This window comes from Burkholderia sp. AU39826 (assembly GCF_020419965.1).
Classification (GTDB): Bacteria; Pseudomonadota; Gammaproteobacteria; order Burkholderiales; family Burkholderiaceae; genus Burkholderia; species Burkholderia semiarida.
This window is the reverse complement of sequence record NZ_JAIZQG010000002.1, coordinates 420,262-440,392: the sequence shown is the minus strand read 5'-3', so window position 1 is coordinate 440,392 and position 20,131 is coordinate 420,262. Positions and strand designations below refer to the sequence as shown.

Sequence of the window (20,131 nt, the reverse complement as noted above, 5' to 3'; positions counted from 1 at the left end):
GGATGCGAATCCTACTCAGCAACGACGACGGCTATCTCGCCCCTGGTCTCGCCGCGCTCAGCGAAGCGCTGCAGCCGCTGGCCGAGCTTACGGTGATCGCGCCCGAGCAGAACTGCAGCGGCGCGTCGAATTCCCTCACGTTGTCGCGGCCGCTGTCGGTGCAGCGCGCAGCGGGTACGGGTTTCTTCTACGTGAACGGCACGCCGACCGATTCGGTGCACGTCGCGCTGACGGGGATGGCCGATGCAAGGCCGGACATCGTCGTGTCCGGCATCAACAACGGCCAGAACATGGGCGAAGACACGCTCTATTCGGGGACAGTTGCAGCCGCCACCGAAGGCATCATGTTCGGCGTGCCGGCCATCGCGTTCTCGCTGGTCGACAAGGGCTGGACGCATCTGGCCGACGCCGCGCGCGTCGCCGCGGAAATCGTCGCGCACTACCTCGCGCATCCGCTGCCGGGCCAGCCGCTGCTGAACGTCAACATTCCGAACCTGCCGTACGATCAACTGAAGGGCTGGAAGGTCACGCGCCTCGGCAAGCGTCATCCGTCGCAGCCGGTGATTCGCCAGACCGACCCGCGCGGCGAGCCGATCTACTGGATCGGCGCCGCGGGCGAGGCGCTGGACGCCAGCGAAGGCACCGATTTCCATGCCGTCGCGAACGGTTTCGTGTCGATCACGCCGCTGCAGCTCGATCTCACGCATACGCAGATGCTGCCCGCGACGCGCGAATGGGCGCGCGCCGGAGGGCGGGCTTCATGAGCGGCGAGCGCGCGAAGCGGTTCCCGCTCGCGCTCGAAGATCTCAAGCGAGCGCCACGCAAGTCGGAAAAAGGCCGGGCCGGCGAACGCCAGACGGCGGGCGCGGTGCCGAAGGCCGCCGACAAACCCGCGGCCGCGCTGAAACCGGTCGCGGTGAAACCGGTTGCGGTGAAGCCGGCCGCCTTGCGTGCGCCGCAGCCGGGCATCGCCGCCGCGAAGCCGGCGACCGCACCGAAGCCCACCGCACTGAAACCTGCGCTACCGAAGCCGGCCGCGCCGAGTGTCGCGCCGGCCGGCGCGTTCGCGCTTACGTCGGAACGTGTGCGCGAGCGGATGGTCGAACGCCTGCGCGCGAACGGCGTGACCGATGCGCGCGTGCTGGACGCGATGGCCGCGGTGCCGCGCCACCTGTTCGTGGATCCGGGGCTCGCGACGCAGGCCTACGAGGATTCGGCGCTGCCGATCGGCCACCAGCAAACCATTTCAAAGCCGTCGGTCGTCGCGCGCATGATCGAGCTCGCGATGGCCGGCCGCACGCTCGAGCGCGTGCTCGAGATCGGCACGGGCTGCGGCTATCAGGCCGCCGTGCTGAGCCACGTGGCACGCGACGTGTATTCGATTGAACGCATCAAGCCGCTTTACGAGCGCGCGAAGCTGAACCTGCGGCCGCTGCGCGTGCCGAACATCCGCCTGCACTACGGCGACGGGCGTGTCGGCCTGCCGTCCGCGGCCCCGTTCGACGCGATCGTGATCGCGGCGGCGGGGCTCGACGTGCCGCAGGCGCTGCTCGAGCAACTCGCGATCGGCGGGCGGCTCGTCGCGCCTGTCGGTGCGCAGAGCGGACAGCACCAGGTGCTCACGCTCGTCGAGCGCGTCGCGCACGCGCAATGGCGAGAGTCCCGGCTTGATCGCGTTTTCTTTGTCCCTTTAAAATCCGGAGTGATTTGAAACCGATGAGTATGTTGCGCGCGATGCAAAACAACCGATCCAGGGAACCGCTCACGCTCGCCCAGCGCGCGATCTGTGTGGCTGCTTTCTCCACGCTGCTGGCCGCCTGTGCGACGCGGCTCGACAACGCGCCCGTCGTCGATCGCTCCGGGGCGCTCGGCACGAGCACCGCCGCGCAGCCCGCGGTGCCGCTCGGCCCGCCGCCGCCCGGCTTCTATCGGGTGAAGCCGGGTGACACGCTGTACCGGATCGCGCTCGAGAACGGGCAGAACTATCGAGACATCGCGTCGTGGAACAATCTGGCGAACCCGAACCAGATCGAAGTCGACCAGTTGCTGCGTGTCGCGCCGCCGGGCGGCGCTGCGGTCGCGGGCGCGCCGGCCACCGCACCGATCGCCGGTGGTGCGGTCGCGACCGCGCCGCTGAGCAGCGGCCCGGCCACGCCGGCTGCCGGCACGTCGTCGGCACTTGCCGCCACGCCGCCGGCCGCGGCAACCGGATCGAGCGATACGGCCGCGGCCCCGAGCGGCCCCGTGACGTTCGCGTGGCCCGCGCGCGGCCCCGTGCTGAACGGGTTCGACGATGCGAAGAACAAGGGTGTCAATATCGGCGGGACGGCCGGCGAGGCCGTGAAGGCGGCAGCAGACGGCCGCGTCGTTTACTCCGGCAACGGGCTGCGTGGTTACGGCAACCTCATTATCATCAAACACGATGCAACTTACCTCACGGCGTATGCACACAATCGCGCTTTGATGGTAAAAGAGGGGGACGCGGTAACGAAGGGGCAGAAGATCGCCGAGATGGGTAACAGCGATGCCGACCGCGTGATGCTGCATTTCGAGGTTCGCCGGCAGGGTAAGCCTGTCGATCCGCTGAAGTATTTGCCGCCTCAATAACCGAGACGACCATGCCGAAATCGAAGCGCCACGAGCCGCAAGCCGAGTCTGAGAAGATCAGTCGTGCCACGCAAGCATCGGTGGGGCGAGCAGGTGCTTCGACGGACGACGAAGACGACGTCGCGGAAAACGAACGCGATCTCGAGGCGCGCGACGCCGACGCCGACGCGGACGGTGGCGACGACGAGCGTGAAGGCCGCCAGGAAGCAGTTCCCGACGTCGACGATTTCCGCACGCTGCTGCAGGCCGAGCTCACGGCCGACACGATCCAGCATTACCTGAACCGCATCAGCGTGAAGCCGCTGCTGACCGTCGAGGAAGAGCAGCGCTATTCGCGCCTCGCGAAGGCCGGCGAATTCGAGGCGCGGCAGGTGATGATCGAGCGCAACCTGCGTCTCGTCGTCAGTATCGCGAAGGGGTACCTGAACCGCGGCGTGCCGCTGCTCGACCTGATCGAGGAAGGCAACCTCGGCCTGATGCATGCGATCGAGAAATTCGACCCGACGCGCGGGTTCCGTTTCTCGACCTATGCGACGTGGTGGATCCGGCAGAGCATCGAGCGGGCGATCATGAACCAGGCCCGCACGGTACGCCTGCCCGTGCACGTGATCCGCGAACTGAACCAGGTGCTGCGCGCGAAGCGCCACCTCGAAAAGAATTCGATGTCGACGGGCGAGGCGGCCGAGCGCCGCGAAGCCAGTATCGACGACATCGCCTATCTCACCGGCAAGACCGCCGAGGAAGTCACCGATATCCTCGCGCTCAACGAACACACGGCATCGCTCGACGCGCCGCTCGACCTCGATCCCGCGAGCAGCCTGCTCGACCTGCTGCCCGACGACCAGAGCCAGTCGCCCGACGCCGAGGTGCAGCATCGCGAGCTCGAAACGCTGACGCGCGCGTGGCTGTCGCGGCTGTCCGACAAGCACCGGCACGTGATCGAGCGCCGCTTCGGCCTGAACCACATCGAACCGGCGACGCTCGAGGAGCTTGCCGACGAGATGGGGCTCACGCGCGAGCGCGTGCGCCAGATCCAGCAGGAAGCGCTGGTGCGCCTCAAGCGGTTCTTCGCCTCCAACGGCGTGCGCAAGGACGCCGTTCTGTAACTGATGACGCCGATTCTCGTTTTTGACATCGAGACGATTCCCGATGTCGACGGCATCCGCCGTCTGGAAGACCTGCCCGCGACGCTCGACGATGCCGCGGTGGCCGAACATGCGTTTGCCGCACGCCGCGAGAAGACCGGCGGCGATTTCCTGCCGCACCATCTGCAGCGGATCGCGGCGATCTCGTGCGTGTTCCGCGACAACAACGGTTTTCGCGTGCGCTCGCTCGGGACGCCGCAGGACAACGAAGCCACGCTGATCCAGTCGTTCTACCGCGTGATCGAGAAATACACGCCGCAACTCGTGTCGTGGAACGGCGGCGGTTTCGATCTGCCGGTGCTCCATTACCGCGCGCTCGTGCACGGCATTCCCGCCACCCGCTACTGGGATCTCGGCGAGGACGACCGCGAATTCAAGTGGAACAACTACATCTCGCGCTATCACTCGCGGCATACCGACCTGATGGACGTGTTGGCGATGTATCAGGCGCGCGCGAACGCGCCGCTCGACGCGCTGGCGAAGCTGTGCGGTTTCCCGGGCAAGCTCGGGATGGACGGCAGCCAGGTATGGCCGGCGTTCCGCGACGGCCGGATCGACGAAATCCGCAACTATTGCGAAACCGACGTCGTCAACACCTACCTGCTGTATTGCCGGTTTCAGTTGATGCGCGGCGGGCTGACGCCGAGCGAGTACGCGGACGAAATCCTGCTCGTGAAGAACGCGCTCGCGCTGGAGCCGGCGCCGCACTGGGCCGAATACCTGGCCGGCTTCGACGCGTAGCGCGGGCGGCGGCGCCGCAACCTGCGCGTTCAGGCGAGCTCGAGCAGCACCGGCTGGTGATCGGACGCGCGTACGTCACCGTCGATCTCGCAGCCGGTGACGCGCGGCAACAGCGTGTCGGTCACGAACACGAAATCGCATGCGAGCGGGCCGTCCGACCATTGCACCGTATCGTAGACGCCGGCCGTCGGCGGCGGCGTACGACCGGGATGCAGCGCGACCCACGCGTCGACGAAACGCGGCGCGTCGGCGATCGGCTCCAGAAAGCGTCGGTATGCCTCGCTGCCGAACGCGCTGTTGAAATCGCCGCAGACGATCGCGTCGCGCGGTTGTCCGGTCGCGCTGAACGGCCCGTCGGCGGTTTCGGCGGGCGCGGGGTGGTCCGCGTGCGCACAGGCCTCGCGATGCCGGGCGCGTAACGCGTCGACCTGTGCAAGCCGCTGGCGCGCCGAGTAATACTCCAGATGCGTGGTGATCACGCGCAACGGCCCGAAGGGCGCCTGCAACTCGATATCGAGCGCGACGCGCGGCATCGACGGCGCGCCGGCGTCGGCGGGCCACGGCAGCAATTGGCGCAGCACGCGCCCGACCGGCAGCCGCGTCGCGATCGCATTGCCGAACTGGCGGCGTGCTCCCCCGGGCCGGATGGCCGGCAGGTCGGCGCCGATGGCCTCGACGATCGTATAGCCGGGCAACAGCGCCGCGAGTTCGGCGAACTGATCCGGGCCTGGCCGGCCGGGCAGTGCGTCGAAGCCGCGCGTGACTTCCTGCAGGCACAGCACGTCGAAATCGCCGAGCTGGCGAATGGCCGCGACGGTGCGCGGAAGATCGACGACGCCGTCCGCGTCCCGGCCCCATTGGATGTTCCAGTCGATCAATCGCATGGTCGAACCTCCTGTCGGGCGGGTAGGGATGTTGGGCCTCGGACGTTGCCTCGGCTGATTCCGTGGCCCACGCCGACTGCAGGCGAATCGGAAAGCCGCGTCGAGCGGCCGTCCGGGCCCGCGCCGCATGGTTTATGCCCGCGTGCCCGATGCGTGCCTCATCCAAAGCACGCGGCGAGGGCCTTCGTCGTCTACAATCTCGCCTTCTTCAACGTTTGTCAGGAAAAGCTGGTGTCCGAAGCCGTCCCCACTTCTGCGCGCAAATCGAAAAATGCGCCCGTTCCGCCCGGGCCTGCACCGGTTCTCGAGATCGAATCGCTCGACATGGAAGCGCGCGGTGTCGGCCGCACGGTGACCGAGGACGGCCAGCCGGGCAAGGTGATCTTCGTCGAAGGCGCGCTGCCGGGCGAGCGCGTGACCTATTCGAGCTATCGCCGCAAGCCGAGCTACGAGCAGGCGACGGTCGTCGACATTCTGCGTCCGAGCGTGATGCGTACGCAGCCGAAATGCAAGTTCTTCGGCACCTGCGGCGGCTGCTCGATGCAGCATCTCGACATGCGCGCGCAGGTCGCGGTCAAGCAGCGCGTGCTCGAAGACAATCTGTGGCACCTGGCGAAGCTGCGCGCGGAAACGATGTTCGCGCAGATCCACGGCCCGTCGTGGGGCTATCGCTACCGCGCGCGCCTGACCGTGCGCAACGTCGCGAAGAAGGGCGGCGTGCTGGTCGGGTTCCACGAGAAGAAGAGCAGCTACGTGGCCGACATGACGAGCTGCGAAGTGCTGCCGCCGCACGTGTCGGCGATGCTCGTGCCGCTGCGCCGGCTCGTCGAGGGGCTGTCGATTCGCGACCGGATGCCGCAGATCGAACTCGCGGTCGGCTCGGCGGTCACGGCGCTCGTGCTGCGCGTGCTGGAGCCGATCAACGCGGACGACGAAGCGCTGCTGCGCGCGTTCGCGGACGAGCACAAGGTGCAGTTCTGGCTGCAGCCGAAGGGGCCGGACACGGTAACGCCGTTCTATCCGCTCGACGTGTCGCTCGACTACACGCTGCCGGAATTCGGCATCCGCATGCCGTTCAAGCCGACCGACTTCACGCAGGTCAATCACCAGATCAACCGCGTGCTGGTGGGCCGCGCGCTGCGCCTGCTCGCGCCGTCGCGCGACGACCGCGTGCTCGACCTGTTCTGCGGAATCGGCAACTTCACGCTGCCGCTCGCGCGGCTGTCGCGCGAAGTGATGGGCATCGAGGGCAGCGACACGCTGACCACGCGCGCGCTGGCGAACGCGCGCGAGAACGGTGTCGACGGCCACACGACGTTCGCATGCCGGAACCTGTTCGAAGTGACGGGCGACGATCTGCGCGCGCTCGGCGCATTCGACAAGTTCCTGATCGACCCGCCGCGCGAAGGCGCGCTCGCGGTGTCGAAGGCGCTGGCCGAGATCGCACAGAGCGGCGAAGGCCCGCTGCCGAAGCGCATCGTCTACGTGTCGTGCAACCCGTCGACGCTCGCGCGCGATGCGGGCCTGCTCGTGCACGAGGCCGGCTATCGGCTGAAGGGCGCCGGGGTCGTGAACATGTTCCCGAATACGTCGCACGTCGAATCGATCGCGCTGTTCGAGCGCGACTGAGCCGGGCGTCGGACGTAAAAAAACCGGCCCGCGGGCCGGTTTTTTCATGGGTGCGCAGCGAACGTCAGTTGCGGTTGCCGCCGAAGATGCCGAGCAGCGCGAGCAGGTTCGTGAACACGTTGTACAGGTCGAGGTAGATCGCGAGCGTGGCCGAGATGTAGTTCGTCTCGCCGCCGTTCACGACGCGCTGGACGTCGAACAGCATGTAGGCCGAGAAGATCGCGATCGCGAGCACCGACACGGTGAGCATCAGCGCCGGCAGTTGCAGGAAGATGTTCGCGACCGACGCCAGCAGGATCACGATCACGCCCATGAACAGCCACTTGCCGAGCCCCGAGAAGTCGCGCTTGCTGACGGTGGCGATCGTCGCCATCACGGCGAAGATGATGCCGGTGCCGCCGAACGCGAGCATGATCAGCGACGGGCCGTTCGAGAAGCCGAGGATGAAGCTCAGCAGCCGCGACAGCATCAGGCCCATGAAGAACGTGAAGCCGAGCAGCACGAACACGCCGGCCGCGCTGTTTTTCGTCCGCTCGATCGCGAACATGAAGCCGAACGCGATCGCGAAGAACGCGAGCAGGCTCATCATCGGGCTCGTGGCCGCGAACAGCGAGAAGCCCGTCGCGACGCCGACCCAGGCGCCCAGCACGGTCGGCACCATCGACAGCGCGAGCAGCCAGTACGTGTTCCGCAGCACGCGGTTGCGAACCTCGGCGGTGCTGACGGAACCGCCGCGGCCGAAATTGTACGGATAGTCGTTCATGGTTTCTCCTAACATTGAACGCGTGGGCGTCCGGGGCCGGTTCGGCGCGCGCGATGTGCGGCGCAGCAAACCGGGGCAGCTATGGCTAAGATACGTTCCGTGCCGCGAGGTTTCAATGGCTCGGCGGAACAAAACATATGGATTCTGAACCTTTCATTCGTGTAAGGGTTCAATCGCAATGATACACGGGATCGTGCTACAATAGCGGATTCATTTGAACCTGTAACTTCTTAATTTTTTGGAGTTTTTATGGCAATCGAGCGCACCCTGTCGATCATCAAGCCGGATGCGGTGGCAAAGAACGTGATCGGCCAGATCTACAGCCGTTTCGAAGGCGCCGGCCTGAAGATCGTCGCAGCGCGCATGGCACACCTGTCGCGTGCTGACGCAGAGAAGTTCTACGCAGTCCACGCGGCACGTCCGTTCTTCAAGGATCTCGTCGATTTCATGATCTCGGGCCCGGTGATGATCCAGGTTCTGGAGGGGGAAGGCGCGATCCTGAAGAACCGCGACCTGATGGGCGCGACGGATCCGAAGAAGGCGGAAAAGGGCACGATCCGCGCCGACTTCGCCGACAGCATCGACGCGAACGCCGTGCACGGCTCGGACGCTGCGGAAACGGCAGCGGTCGAAATCGCGTTCTTCTTCCCGGAAATGAACGTTTACTCGCGTTAAGCCCTGGCTGACAGCAAGTAGGCAGGATTCAGCGCACGCGGCAAGGCAGCACATCATGACGAGCGAAACTTCCGTCAATCTTCTCGACTTCGACGCCGAGGGTCTTGTCGCGTACTGCGGCAGCCTGGGCGAGAAGCCGTTCCGCGCCAAGCAGTTGCAGCGCTGGATCCACCAGTACAACGCCGGCGACTTCGACGGCATGACCGATCTCGCGAAGTCCCTGAGGGAAAAGCTCAAGGGCCGCGCGTCGATCGTGATGCCGGATATCGTCAGCGATCACGTTTCCACCGACGGCACGCGCAAGTGGCTGATCGACGTCGGAAACGGCAATGCGGTCGAAACCGTGTTCATCCCGGAAGAGACGCGCGGCACGCTGTGCGTGTCGTCGCAGGCCGGGTGCGCGGTGAACTGCCGCTTCTGTTCGACGGGCAAGCAGGGCTTCTCCCGCAACCTGTCGACAGCCGAAATCATCGGCCAGCTCCGGATGGCCGAGTTTGCTTTGCGCGCGTCCCTGGGCCGCGCGCCCGGCCCGAATGGCCGGGCCGAGCGGGTCGTCACCAACGTGGTGATGATGGGCATGGGCGAGCCGCTGCTGAATTACAGCGCGGTCGTCCCCGCGATGCGGCTGATGCTCGACGACAACGCGTACGGCCTGTCGCGCCGTCGCGTCACGCTGTCTACATCGGGCGTGGTGCCGATGATGGACCGCCTCGGCGCCGAGTTGCCGGTCGCGCTGGCCGTTTCGCTGCATGCGCCGAACGATGCGCTGCGCGACGAGCTGGTGCCGCTCAACAAGAAGTATCCGCTTCGCGAACTGATGGCTGCGTGCCAGCGTTATCTGAAAGTCGCGCCGCGCGACTTCATCACGTTCGAATACTGCATGCTCGACGGCGTCAACGACACCGAAGCGCATGCGCGCGAACTGCTGGCCGTCACGCGCGACGTGCCGTGCAAGTTCAACCTGATCCCGTTCAATCCGTTCCCGGAATCTGGCCTGATCCGCTCGAAGCCGGAGCAGATCAAGCGCTTCGCGCAAGTCCTCATCGACGCGGGCGTCGTCACGACCGTGCGCAAGACCCGCGGCGACGACATCGACGCCGCGTGCGGGCAACTGGCCGGCGCGGTGAAGGATCGCACGCGCCTCGCGGAGCGGACGGGCGCAGCAGGAAAGATCATCGAAGTTCGGGCAGTTTGACGGGGACGCCTAGTCGGGGACGCCCAGTCGGGGACGCCTAGTCGGGGACGCCTGGTTCGGGGCACCTGCCCAGGGTGCCCGAACCCTTTGGCGGTGCAACACGCGAATAGCGATCGGTCGCGGCGCCTCGGCGCCGCGCAGGGTATGAACCGTTGCGGGTGCCGGCCGGCAGGAGCCGGCGGCACCCGCCAGTGAAGAAGAATCGACGCGAGGACAAGGATGAGTGAGCCGCAGCCGTCTAACGGCGCAGAGACGAATGCCGCGAAGCCGGCACCGGCGGGACTGGAATCGCTGGCGGCGGTCGGCAGCCGGCTGGCGCAGCTTCGGGAGACGAAGGGCTGGTCGGTCGACGACGTGTCGGCGCGACTCAAGGTCGCACCGCAGAAACTCCGGGCGCTCGAGGCCGGCGACATCAGCCATTTGCCCGGCGTGACATTCGCGCTCGGCGTCGTGCGCAGCTACGCGAAGATGCTCGGCGTCGATCCGGAACCGTTCGCGCAGGCGCTGCGCCGCGAGCGCGGGGTGCCGGAAGTCGACCTGTCGATGCCTGCGTCGTCGGGCACGGATCTGCCGCGCGGCCGCGTGTCGATTCCGCTGGGCGGCTCGTCGCGCCACCATCCCTGGCTGTGGGGAACGGGGATCGTCATCGTCGCGGTGATTGCCGCACTGATGTGGCACACTGGCGGCGATTCGTCGAGCCTGCTCGCGCGCTTCAAGGGCGGCGATGCCGAACATGCGTCGGCCGCGAGCGCGGCGGCAGCGTCGTCCGCTGAAGAAGCGGCCCCGAACGGTGCGTCGGCGGCGGTGGCGAATGAGGTTCCGGCCCCGGCTGCCGCGTCGGCGGCCCCCGCGCAGGCGATTGCATCGGCTGTCCCGGCGCCCGCGGCCCCGGTCGCGACGGCTGCGGCATCCCAGCCCGTGGCGGCAACGACGGCGGCAAGCACGGCCGCGCCGGCCCAGCCGGCGAGCGTCGCGGTCGCGGCAGGCCAGTCGATGGTCGAACTGAAGGTCAAGCAGGATTGCTGGTTCAGCGTGCGCGACAAGAACGGCAAGGAGCTGTTCTCGGCGCTGGTGCGCGCCGGCGAAACGAAGCAGGTTGCCGGCGACGGGCCGTTCAAGGTCACGATCGGCAACAAGGCCGGCCTCGACGCGATTGCGTTCGACGGAAAACCGGTCGATCCGGCAAAATATTCGGCAGCGCGGGGTAACGTGGCGCGGTTCACGCTGCCCTGACGTCAAGCGCCGTGGCGAAGGCCTGCCGTCGATATCGGCGGGCCGTGAGGGCACGGCGCTTTTTCAATTCATGCGCCGCGTCGCGGCGCATTCCGCGTAAATGGATCTATCGATGCAATCCGAAGCTCAATCCCCACGCAGCAGTCAGATTTGTTCAACCGAGCCGGTGTTCGGCGGGCATCAGCCGCGCCGCGTATCGCATGCGGTGGATGTCCGCTGGGGCGGGCAACTCGTGACGATCGGCGGCGACGCGCCGGTGCGCGTGCAGTCGATGACGAATACCGACACGGCCGACGCGATCGGCACGGCGATTCAGATCAAGGAACTCGCGAATGCGGGCTCCGAGCTGGTGCGCATCACGGTCAACACGCCCGAAGCCGCGGCCGCCGTGCCGGCGATTCGCGAGCAGCTCGACCGGATGGGCGTGACGGTGCCGCTCGTCGGCGATTTCCACTACAACGGGCACCTGCTGCTGCGCGACTACCCGGGCTGCGCGGAGTCGCTGTCGAAGTACCGGATCAACCCCGGTAACGTCGGTCAGGGCGCGAAGCGCGACACGCAGTTCGCGCAGATGATCGAGGCCGCGGCGAAGTACGACAAGCCGGTGCGGATCGGCGTGAACTGGGGCAGCCTCGACCAGGATCTGCTGGCGCGCATGATGGACGAGAACGCCGCGCGCGCGCAGCCGTGGGACGCGCAGAGCGTGATGTACGAGGCGCTGATCCAGTCGGCGATCGGCTCGGCCGAGCGTGCGGTGGAGCTTGGCCTGGGGCGCGACCGCATCGTGCTGTCGTGCAAGGTCAGCGGCGTGCAGGACCTGATCGCCGTGTACCGCGAACTCGGCCGCCGCTGCGGCTTCGCGCTGCACCTCGGGCTGACCGAGGCCGGCATGGGCTCGAAGGGGATCGTCGCGTCGACGGCGGCGCTCGGCGTGCTGCTGCAGGAAGGGATCGGCGACACGATCCGCATTTCGCTGACACCGGAGCCGGGCGCGTCGCGCACGGGCGAAGTGATCGTCGGCCAGGAAATCCTCCAGACGATGGGCCTGCGCTCGTTCGCGCCGATGGTGATCGCGTGCCCGGGCTGCGGCCGCACGACGAGCACGCTGTTCCAGGAACTTGCGATGCAGATCCAGACGTATCTGCGCGAGCAGATGCCGGTCTGGCGCAAGGAGTATCCGGGCGTCGAGAAGATGAACGTCGCGGTGATGGGCTGCATCGTCAACGGCCCGGGCGAATCGAAGCACGCGAACATCGGCATCAGCCTGCCGGGCTCGGGCGAGAACCCGGCCGCGCCGGTCTTCATCGACGGCGAAAAGGTCAAGACGCTGCGCGGCGAGCGGATCGCCGAGGAATTCCAGCAGATCGTCAGCGACTACGTCGCACGCAATTACGGCCGCACCGAGGCCCTGAACTAATTCGTCCACACACACGAACGATGACTGAACAGAAACGCAAGATCGAGAAGCTCACCGGCGTCAAAGGCATGAACGACATCCTTCCGCAGGATGCCGGCCTGTGGGAATTCTTCGAAGCTACCGTGAAATCGCTGCTGCGCGCGTACGGCTACCAGAACATCCGCACGCCGATCGTCGAACATACGCAGCTCTTCACGCGCGGCATCGGCGAAGTCACCGACATCGTCGAGAAGGAGATGTACAGCTTCACCGACGCGCTGAACGGCGAGAACCTGACGATGCGCCCGGAAAACACCGCGGCCGTCGTGCGTGCGTCGATCGAGCACAACATGCTGTACGACGGCCCGAAGCGCCTGTGGTACATCGGCCCGATGTTCCGTCACGAGCGTCCGCAGCGCGGCCGTTATCGCCAGTTTCACCAGGTCGGCGTCGAGGCGCTCGGCTTCGCGGGTCCCGATGCGGATGCCGAGATCATCATGATGTGCCAGCGCCTGTGGGACGACCTCGGCCTGACCGGCATCAAGCTCGAGATCAACTCGCTCGGCCTCGCCGAAGAGCGCGCCGCGCACCGCGTCGAACTGATCAAGTACCTCGAGCAGTTCGCCGACGTGCTCGACGAGGATGCGAAGCGCCGCCTGTACACGAACCCGCTGCGCGTACTCGACACGAAGAATCCCGCGCTGCAGGAGATCGCGCAGAACGCGCCGAAGCTGATCGATTTCCTCGGCGACGAATCGCGCGCGCATTTCGAAGGGCTGCAGCGCCTGCTGCTCGCGAACAACATTCCGTTCAAGATCAATCCGCGTCTCGTGCGCGGCCTCGATTACTACAACCTGACCGTGTTCGAGTGGGTGACCGACAAGCTCGGCGCACAGGGCACGGTCGCGGCCGGCGGCCGCTACGATCCGCTGATCGAGCAGCTCGGCGGCAAGCCGACCGCCGCGTGCGGCTGGGCGATGGGCATCGAGCGCATTCTCGAGCTGCTGAAGGAAGAGGATCTCGCGCCCGAGCAGGAAGGCGTCGACGTATACGTCGTGCACCAGGGTGAAACCGCGCGCGAACAGGCGTTCATCGCGGCCGAGCGCCTGCGCGACACGGGCCTCGACGTGATCTTCCACTGCAGCGCCGACGGCGCGCCGGCGAGCTTCAAGTCGCAGATGAAGCGGGCCGATGCAAGCGGCGCCGCGTTCGCGGTGATCTTCGGCGAAGAAGAGGTCGCGAACGGCACGGTGGGCGTGAAAGCGCTGCGCGGCGCGGGCGCGGAAGGGGAAAAGAACGTTCAGCAGACCGTACCGGTCGAAAGCTTGACCGAATTCCTAATCAATGCGATGGTTGCATCCGCCGAAGACGGCGACGACTGATCGCGCTGGCATCCGCTCGACAAGAAAAGCTGAACAGGAAGGAATCGCTCGCCGATGAGTTATCACGACGAACAAGAATCGATTGAAAGTCTCAAGGCGTGGTGGGCCCGCTGGGGCAACCTCACCACGTGGATCGTGCTCGCGGCGCTCGTCGTCGCGGCCGGTTTCAACGGCTGGAACTACTGGCAGCGCCGTCAGGCCGCCGAGGCGTCCGGGCTGTACGAACAGGTTCAGAAGGCGGCCGCCGCGAACGACAAGGCGACGATGGCCCGCGCGGCTGCCGACATGGAAGACAAGTTCGGCAGCACGCCGTATGCGCAGATGACGGCGCTCGCGGCCGCGAAGACGCTGTACGCGGCCGGCGATGCGGCAGGCGCGAAGGCGCAGCTGCAATGGGCCGCCGAGCACGCCAAGGACGAAGAGTACAAGCAGATCGCGAAGCTGCGGCTCGCGTCGCTGCTGCTCGACGAGAAGGCGTACGATGCGGGCCTCGCGCTGCTGTCGGGTACGCCGGTCGATGCGTTCAAGGGCCTCGTGGCCGATCGCCGCGGCGATCTGCTGGCCGCGCAAGGCAAGACCGACGATGCGCGCGCGGCTTACAAGCTTGCGCTCGACGGCCTGTCGAAGGACGACCAGTCGGCACGCCAGCTCGTGCAGTTCAAGCTGGACGCGCTCGGCGGCTGAATCCCGGCCCCCTCAACCTCTTAACTCTGCTTCGCTAACCGATGAATTTGCTGAAACGTTACGCTGTGCCCGTTGCCTGCGCGGCGGCTGTCCTCGCTTTGGCGGCTTGCTCGTCGTCGAAGGACGCGCGCCGCGTGCCGACGCCGCTCACCGAGTTCAAGCCCGTCATGGACGTGCAACAGGTCTGGAAGGCGAGCGTCGGCAAGGGCGGACGCTACCTGTTCTCGCCGGTGGCCGTGGGCGACGCCGTCTATGCGGCGGGCGAAAACGGTTCGGTCGAGAAGATCGACGCGAAGACGGGCCAGACGCTGTGGCGCTCAAAGGTGGGTTCGGACCTGTCGGCCGGTGTCGGCAGCGACGGCAACCTGACCGCGGTCGGTGCGTTGAAGGGCGGCGTGTTCGTGCTGGGCCCGGACGGCAAGCAACTGTGGAAGACCACCGTGCAGGGCGAGATCTTCTCGCCGCCGCTCGTCGGCAATGGTCTCGTGATCGTGCGCACGATCGACGGCCAGGTGATCGCGTTCAACGCGCAGACGGGCGAGCAGAAGTGGAACTACCGCAACCGTGCGGTGCCGCTGAACCTGCGCGTGTCGGCCGGCATGACGTTCGCGGGCGACGCGGCCGTGCTCGCCGGCTTCCCGGGCGGCGGTCTCGTCGCGATCAACCTGCAGACGGGCGAGCCGTTCTGGCAGACCCCCGTGTCGTTCCCGAAGGGCGTGACCGAGGTCGAGCGCATCAACGACGTCAGCGGCCCGCCGACGCTCGTGGGCGCGGAAACCTGCGCGGTGACGTTCCAGGGTCAGCTCGGCTGCTTCGATGCGAACTCGGGCCGTCCGCTGTGGGAAAAACCGTTCTCGAGCCGCAGCGGCCTCGCGCAGGACGATTCGGTGGTCGCCGGCGGCGACGACTGGTCGGTCGTCACCGCGTACGACGCGGCCACGGGCAACCCGCTGTGGCGCAACGACAAGCTGAAGAGCCGTGACGTCGGCGTGCCGTACCTGCTCGGGCACGCGGTCGTGATGGGCGATTACAAGGGCTTCGTGCATTTCCTGTCGCGCGAAGACGGCAGCTTCATCGCGCGGATGAAGACCGACGGCAGCGCGATTACGGCGGCGCCGGTCCTCGCGGGCAATACGCTCGTCGTGCAGACGAAGGACGGCGGCCTGTACGGGTTCCGCCCGCGCTGACACGCAGGAAACAGGCGGGGCCGCGGTGCGGCGGGCCGGTCCCGCGCGCCGCGGCCCCGCGACTTGAAGGCGGCCGGCGTTCCCGGCCGCTCGGTATTTGAAAGGCAGTTCGAGACGAAAGACGACGGCGCGCGACGCGCGCCCGGCGCGCGCATCCGGCGCGGCGCGAATTCGTGATATTTTCATTCAGCGCAGCCGCCCGCAGCAGCGGGCCTCCCGCTGCTGCGCTTCACCGTAGAAAACACAGATGAAACCGGTCATTGCCCTCGTTGGGCGCCCCAATGTGGGGAAATCCACGCTGTTCAACCGGCTCACGCGCTCGCGCGATGCGCTGGTCGCCGACTTGCCGGGCTTGACGCGCGATCGCCATTACGGCGAAGGGCGCGTCGGCGAACGGCCCTACCTGGTCGTCGATACGGGCGGCTTCGAACCCGTCGCGAAGGACGGCATCCTGCACGAAATGGCGCGCCAGACGCGGCAGGCCGTCGAGGAAGCCGATGTCGTCGTGTTCATCGTCGACGGCCGCAACGGGCTCGCGCCGCAGGACAAGTCGATCGCCGACTACCTGCGCAAGACCGGCCGGCCGATCTTCCTCGTCGTCAACAAGGCCGAGGGGATGAAGTACACGGCGGTCGCCTCCGAGTTCTACGAGCTGGGGCTCGGCGATCCGCGCGCGATCTCGGCCGCGCACGGCGACGGCGTGACCGACATGATCAACGAGGCGCTCGAAGTCGCGTACGCGGGCCAGCCCGAGGAAGCAGACGAGGATGATCCGTCGCGCGGCATCAAGATCGCGATCGTCGGCCGCCCGAACGTCGGCAAGTCGACGCTCGTCAACGCGCTGATCGGCGAGGACCGCGTGATCGCGTTCGACATGCCGGGCACGACGCGCGATTCGATCTACGTCGACTTCGAGCGTAACGGCAAGAAATACACGCTGATCGACACGGCCGGCCTGCGCCGCCGCGGCAAGGTGTTCGAGGCGATCGAGAAGTTCTCGGTCGTGAAGACGCTGCAGTCGATCTCCGACGCGAACGTCGTCATTCTTCTGCTGGATGCGCAGCAGGACATTTCCGACCAGGACGCGCACATCGCCGGCTTCGTCGTCGAGCAGGGCCGCGCGCTCGTGATCGGCGTCAACAAGTGGGACGGCCTCGACGACCACGCGCGCGACCGCGCGAAAGCGGATTTGACCCGCAAGCTGAAATTCCTCGACTTCGCGAAATCGCACTTCATTTCGGCCGCGAAGAAGACGGGTATCGGCGCGCTGATGCGCTCGGTCGACGACGCCTACGCGGCGGCCATGGCGAAACTGCCGACGCCGAAGCTCACGCGCGCGCTGATCGAGGCCGTCGAATTCCAGCAGCCGCGCCGTCGCGGCCCGGTGCGTCCGAAGTTGCGCTACGCGCACCAGGGCGGCCAGAATCCGCCGATCATCGTGATTCACGGCAACGCGCTCGACGCGGTGACGGAAACCTACAAGCGCTACCTCGAAAACCGGTTCCGCGAAACTTTCTCGCTGACCGGGACTCCATTGCGCATAGAGTTCCGTTCGTCGAGCAATCCGTACGCGGACAAGGGCTGACGCATGGCCCGCCACGGCTAGGCCGGAAGGCCTATGCACCGGGCGGGGCAGGCAAAATCAGCTATAGTGTAGCGATTGGCGCCGGATCTCTTTTTCTTCGCCGCCAATCCAGATCAACCTGCAAAAAAAGATGGAGTACGCCATGAGCAACAAAGGGCAATTGTTACAAGACCCGTTTTTGAACGCACTGCGCAAAGAGCACGTTCCCGTTTCGATCTACCTCGTCAACGGCATCAAGCTTCAAGGGAACATTGAATCGTTCGACCAGTACGTCGTGTTGCTCCGTAATACGGTGACCCAGATGGTTTACAAGCACGCCATCTCGACGGTCGTGCCGGCGCGCCCGGTGAATTTCCACCCGGACGCGGAAGCCTCGTCCTAACCTATCGCAGCGGCCGGCATCCGGTCGCCGCGAGCGACCGATGCCAGCCGCCTTATCTTGACACCCGATAATTTGATCAACGCAGCGCTCGTCGGCATCGATTTCGGCAAGACCGATTTCGAAGCCAGTCTCGAAGAACTCAGTCTTCTCGCCTCCAGCGCGGGAGCCCGTCCCGCCGTCACCCTCACGGGGCGTCGCGCCAGTCCCGATGCCAAGATGTTCATCGGCAGCGGCAAAGCCGAAGAGCTGCGGCTCGCCTGCGACGCGCACAACGTCGAAATCGTCATCTTCAACCACGCATTGGCGCCGGCCCAGCAACGCAATCTGGAGCAGGCGCTTAACAGGCGCGTGGTCGATCGCACGAGCCTCATCCTCGACATCTTCGCGCAGCGCGCCCGCAGCCACGAAGGCAAGCTGCAGGTCGAGCTCGCGCAGCTTCAATACCTGTCGACCCGGCTCATTCGCGCGTGGACCCACCTCGAACGGCAAAAGGGCGGTATCGGCCTGCGCGGCCCCGGCGAAACCCAGCTCGAAACCGACCGCCGGCTGATCGGCGAACGCATCAAGATGCTGAAGTCGCGGCTCGACAGGCTGCGCCGCCAGCACAGCACGCAGCGCCGGCAGCGCGCGCGCAGCGGCACGATGTCGGTGTCGCTCGTCGGCTATACGAACGCGGGCAAGTCGACGCTGTTCAATGCGCTGACGAAAGCGCAGGCCTACGCGGCCGACCAGCTTTTCGCGACGCTCGATACGACGTCGCGGCGCGTGTACCTCGGCGACGAGGTCGGGCAGATCGTCGTGTCCGATACGGTCGGGTTCATCCGCGAGCTGCCTCACCAGCTCGTCGCGGCGTTCCGGGCGACCCTCGAGGAAACGATCCATGCGGATCTGCTGCTGCACGTGGTCGATGCGTCGAGCGCGGTCCGGCTCGAGCAAATCGAGCAGGTCAACGGCGTGCTGCACGAGATCGGTGCGGACACGGTCCGGCAGGTCCTGGTGTTCAACAAGATCGACGCCGTGCCCGAGCTGGCGGCCCGCGGCGACGCGGTCGAGCGGGACGAATATGGTAATATTTCGCGCGTCTTTTTGAGCGCGCGCACCGGTCAGGGTCTTGATACGTTGCGTGCCGCCATCGCCGAAATCGCCTCCGCGGAACACCTTTCCAGCGCGACCTTGTCCGACGCGCTCGATGGCACGTCCGCTGAACCGCACGAAGACCACACGATTTCCGAACACGGGCGCTAACCGGCCCCGGCCGGTTCGCCGGCTTCCAATCTGGTGAACAAACTCTGGTGAACGAATACAACGAGCGGAGTACCTGGCGGCGGATGCGCGCCTTGTTGTCGATCAACGATCCCCGCTGGGGACGCGGCGAAGGCAATGGCAAGGACGGATCCCGCCCCCGCGCGAACGAATCGAAGCGTCCGCAAGGCGGCGACGGCGACGGTCCGCCCGATCTCGACGAGATGTGGCGCAACTTCAACCGACGCCTGAGCGGCCTGTTCGGCGGCAAGGGCGGTAACGGCTTGCGTCCCGACAACGGCCGGGCCGCACGGGTGGGCGTCGGCATCGTGATCGGCGTGCTGGTCGCGGTGTATGCGGGCAGCGGGCTGTTCGTCGTGCAGGAAGGCCAGACGGGCGTCGTGCTGCAGCTCGGCAAGCTGTCGGGCACGGTCGGCCAGGGCGTGCACTGGCGCGCGCCGTATCCGTTCGCGTCGCACGAGATCGTCGACACGTCGCAGGTCCGCTCGATCGAGATCGGCCGCAATAACGTCGTGCGCCTCGCGAACGTGAAGGAGGCCGCGATGCTGACGCGCGATGCCGACATCGTCGACGTGCGCTTCATCGTCCAGTACCGGATCCGTTCCGCCACCGATTACCTGTTCCGCAGCGTCGATCCCGAACGCAGCGTGTCGCAGGCCGCGCAGGCCGCGGTGCGCGCGATCGTCGGCACGCGCAGTGCGGCCGACATGCTGAATCAGGATCGCGATGCGCTGCGCGAGCAGCTTTCCACCGCGATCCAGCGTGATCTCGACCGCTACCAGTCGGGGCTCGAGGTGACGGCCGTCACGATGCAGAGCGTCGCGGCGCCCGACCAGACCCAGGCCGCGTACGCCGAAGTGGCGAAGGCGCGCGACGAGCGCGAGGCCGCGAAGCGCGCCGCGCAGGCCTACGCGAGCGACCTGCTGCCGAAGGCGCAGGGCGATGCGGCGAAGCTCGTCGACGAAGCGAAGGCGTATGCCGATCGCGTGGTCACGCAAGCCGAAGGCGATGCGGACCGCTTCAAGCAGGTCTACGCGCAGTACTCGAAGGCGCCTGCGGTCATCCGCGAGCGGATGTATCTCGAGACGATGCAGGAAATCTATTCGAACGCGACGAAGGTGTTCGTCGGCAACAAGGGCGGCAACAGCGTCGTGTATCTGCCGCTCGACAAGCTCGTCGAGCAGGGGCGGCAAAACGCCGCGGCGTCGACCGGCGCGTCCGCGCCCGATGCGGCGTCGGCCCCGGCGGCCACGACGCCGTCGGCAGCCGCGCCGGCACCGGCGAGCGCCGCACCGGCCGCCACCGCGTCGGGCGTCGACGTGCTGCGATCGCGCGAAGCGTTTCGCAGCCGGTCGCGTGAAGACGATACGAAGTAACGGG

At 66.6% G+C, this 20,131-nt stretch carries 19 protein-coding genes; 17 read left to right on the top strand and 2 right to left on the bottom strand.

Going from position 1 to position 20,131, the window contains the following annotated elements:
* Positions 1-2 precede the first annotated feature (2 nt).
* Genes surE through LGM42_RS06805 form a run of 5 tightly spaced genes read left to right on the top strand, consistent with a single transcriptional unit; the run spans position 3 to position 4,493 of the window.
* Positions 3-764 (top strand): 5'/3'-nucleotidase SurE, encoded by a 762-nt coding sequence (surE, locus tag LGM42_RS06825; protein WP_059585303.1) that lies wholly within the window; start codon positions 3-5, stop codon positions 762-764.
* Positions 761-1,711: a protein-L-isoaspartate(D-aspartate) O-methyltransferase gene (locus LGM42_RS06820; protein ID WP_060316874.1), complete on the top strand. Its 951-nt coding sequence runs from the start codon at positions 761-763 to the stop codon at positions 1,709-1,711. The genes surE and LGM42_RS06820 overlap by 4 nt, the downstream gene beginning before the upstream one ends.
* 5 nt (positions 1,712-1,716) lie before the next feature.
* On the top strand, positions 1,717-2,607 hold the full coding sequence (locus LGM42_RS06815; protein ID WP_059585304.1) for a peptidoglycan DD-metalloendopeptidase family protein: 891 nt from the start codon (positions 1,717-1,719) through the stop codon (positions 2,605-2,607).
* 11 nt (positions 2,608-2,618) lie between these two features.
* On the top strand, positions 2,619-3,713 hold the full coding sequence (rpoS, locus tag LGM42_RS06810; RefSeq protein ID WP_060316434.1) for an RNA polymerase sigma factor RpoS: 1,095 nt from the start codon (positions 2,619-2,621) through the stop codon (positions 3,711-3,713).
* A 3-nt stretch (positions 3,714-3,716) separates the two neighbouring features.
* Entirely contained in the window at positions 3,717-4,493 is a 777-nt protein-coding gene (locus tag LGM42_RS06805; protein ID WP_059645787.1) for a 3'-5' exonuclease, read from the top strand.
* Between the two features lie 29 nt (positions 4,494-4,522).
* On the opposite strand, the gene LGM42_RS06800 is transcribed toward LGM42_RS06805, so the two are convergent.
* Complete coding sequence (locus LGM42_RS06800; protein WP_226231851.1) at positions 4,523-5,377, bottom strand: endonuclease/exonuclease/phosphatase family protein; 855 nt, start codon at positions 5,375-5,377, stop codon at positions 4,523-4,525.
* A 324-nt stretch (positions 5,378-5,701) separates the two neighbouring features.
* On the opposite strand from LGM42_RS06800, the gene rlmD reads away from it, so the two are divergent.
* Entirely contained in the window at positions 5,702-7,006 is a 1,305-nt protein-coding gene (gene rlmD / locus LGM42_RS06795) for a 23S rRNA (uracil(1939)-C(5))-methyltransferase RlmD (RefSeq protein WP_264168169.1), read from the top strand.
* Between the two features lie 64 nt (positions 7,007-7,070).
* Here rlmD and LGM42_RS06790 read toward each other — a convergent pair whose 3' ends face one another.
* Positions 7,071-7,769 (bottom strand): Bax inhibitor-1/YccA family protein, encoded by a 699-nt coding sequence (locus LGM42_RS06790; RefSeq protein ID WP_059585309.1) that lies wholly within the window; start codon positions 7,767-7,769, stop codon positions 7,071-7,073.
* Between the two features lie 249 nt (positions 7,770-8,018).
* On the opposite strand from LGM42_RS06790, the gene ndk reads away from it, so the two are divergent.
* The 11 genes from ndk (at position 8,019) to hflK (ending at position 20,127) form a co-directional block, all read left to right on the top strand.
* Entirely contained in the window at positions 8,019-8,444 is a 426-nt protein-coding gene (gene ndk, locus LGM42_RS06785) for a nucleoside-diphosphate kinase (RefSeq protein ID WP_040144283.1), read from the top strand.
* 55 nt (positions 8,445-8,499) lie between these two features.
* The gene (gene rlmN / locus LGM42_RS06780; RefSeq protein WP_060316423.1) at positions 8,500-9,639 is read left to right on the top strand and encodes a 23S rRNA (adenine(2503)-C(2))-methyltransferase RlmN; all 1,140 of its coding nucleotides are present in this window, start codon (positions 8,500-8,502) and stop codon (positions 9,637-9,639) included.
* A 219-nt stretch (positions 9,640-9,858) separates the two neighbouring features.
* Positions 9,859-10,872, top strand: coding sequence for a helix-turn-helix domain-containing protein (locus tag LGM42_RS06775; RefSeq protein ID WP_226231849.1), 1,014 nt, complete (start codon positions 9,859-9,861; stop codon positions 10,870-10,872).
* A 112-nt stretch (positions 10,873-10,984) separates the two neighbouring features.
* The gene (gene ispG / locus LGM42_RS06770) at positions 10,985-12,289 is read left to right on the top strand and encodes a flavodoxin-dependent (E)-4-hydroxy-3-methylbut-2-enyl-diphosphate synthase (protein ID WP_059585331.1); all 1,305 of its coding nucleotides are present in this window, start codon (positions 10,985-10,987) and stop codon (positions 12,287-12,289) included.
* Positions 12,290-12,309: 20 nt separating this feature from the next.
* Entirely contained in the window at positions 12,310-13,650 is a 1,341-nt protein-coding gene (gene hisS, locus LGM42_RS06765; RefSeq protein WP_034207440.1) for a histidine--tRNA ligase, read from the top strand.
* A 54-nt stretch (positions 13,651-13,704) separates the two neighbouring features.
* A complete protein-coding gene (locus LGM42_RS06760; protein ID WP_059585311.1) occupies positions 13,705-14,334 on the top strand; it encodes a tetratricopeptide repeat protein in 630 nt (209 codons plus the stop codon).
* Between the two features lie 41 nt (positions 14,335-14,375).
* Entirely contained in the window at positions 14,376-15,521 is a 1,146-nt protein-coding gene (gene bamB / locus LGM42_RS06755; RefSeq protein ID WP_089464807.1) for an outer membrane protein assembly factor BamB, read from the top strand.
* Between the two features lie 247 nt (positions 15,522-15,768).
* Positions 15,769-17,106, top strand: a complete 1,338-nt coding sequence (gene der / locus LGM42_RS06750) for a ribosome biogenesis GTPase Der (RefSeq protein ID WP_226231848.1) — start codon at positions 15,769-15,771, stop codon at positions 17,104-17,106.
* 142 nt (positions 17,107-17,248) lie between these two features.
* Positions 17,249-17,488 (top strand): RNA chaperone Hfq, encoded by a 240-nt coding sequence (hfq, locus tag LGM42_RS06745; RefSeq protein ID WP_006399927.1) that lies wholly within the window; start codon positions 17,249-17,251, stop codon positions 17,486-17,488.
* 72 nt (positions 17,489-17,560) lie between these two features.
* Positions 17,561-18,733: a GTPase HflX gene (gene hflX / locus LGM42_RS06740; protein WP_179231732.1), complete on the top strand. Its 1,173-nt coding sequence runs from the start codon at positions 17,561-17,563 to the stop codon at positions 18,731-18,733.
* Positions 18,734-18,780: 47 nt separating this feature from the next.
* Positions 18,781-20,127, top strand: coding sequence for an FtsH protease activity modulator HflK (gene hflK, locus LGM42_RS06735; RefSeq protein ID WP_060316414.1), 1,347 nt, complete (start codon positions 18,781-18,783; stop codon positions 20,125-20,127).
* Positions 20,128-20,131 lie beyond the last annotated feature (4 nt).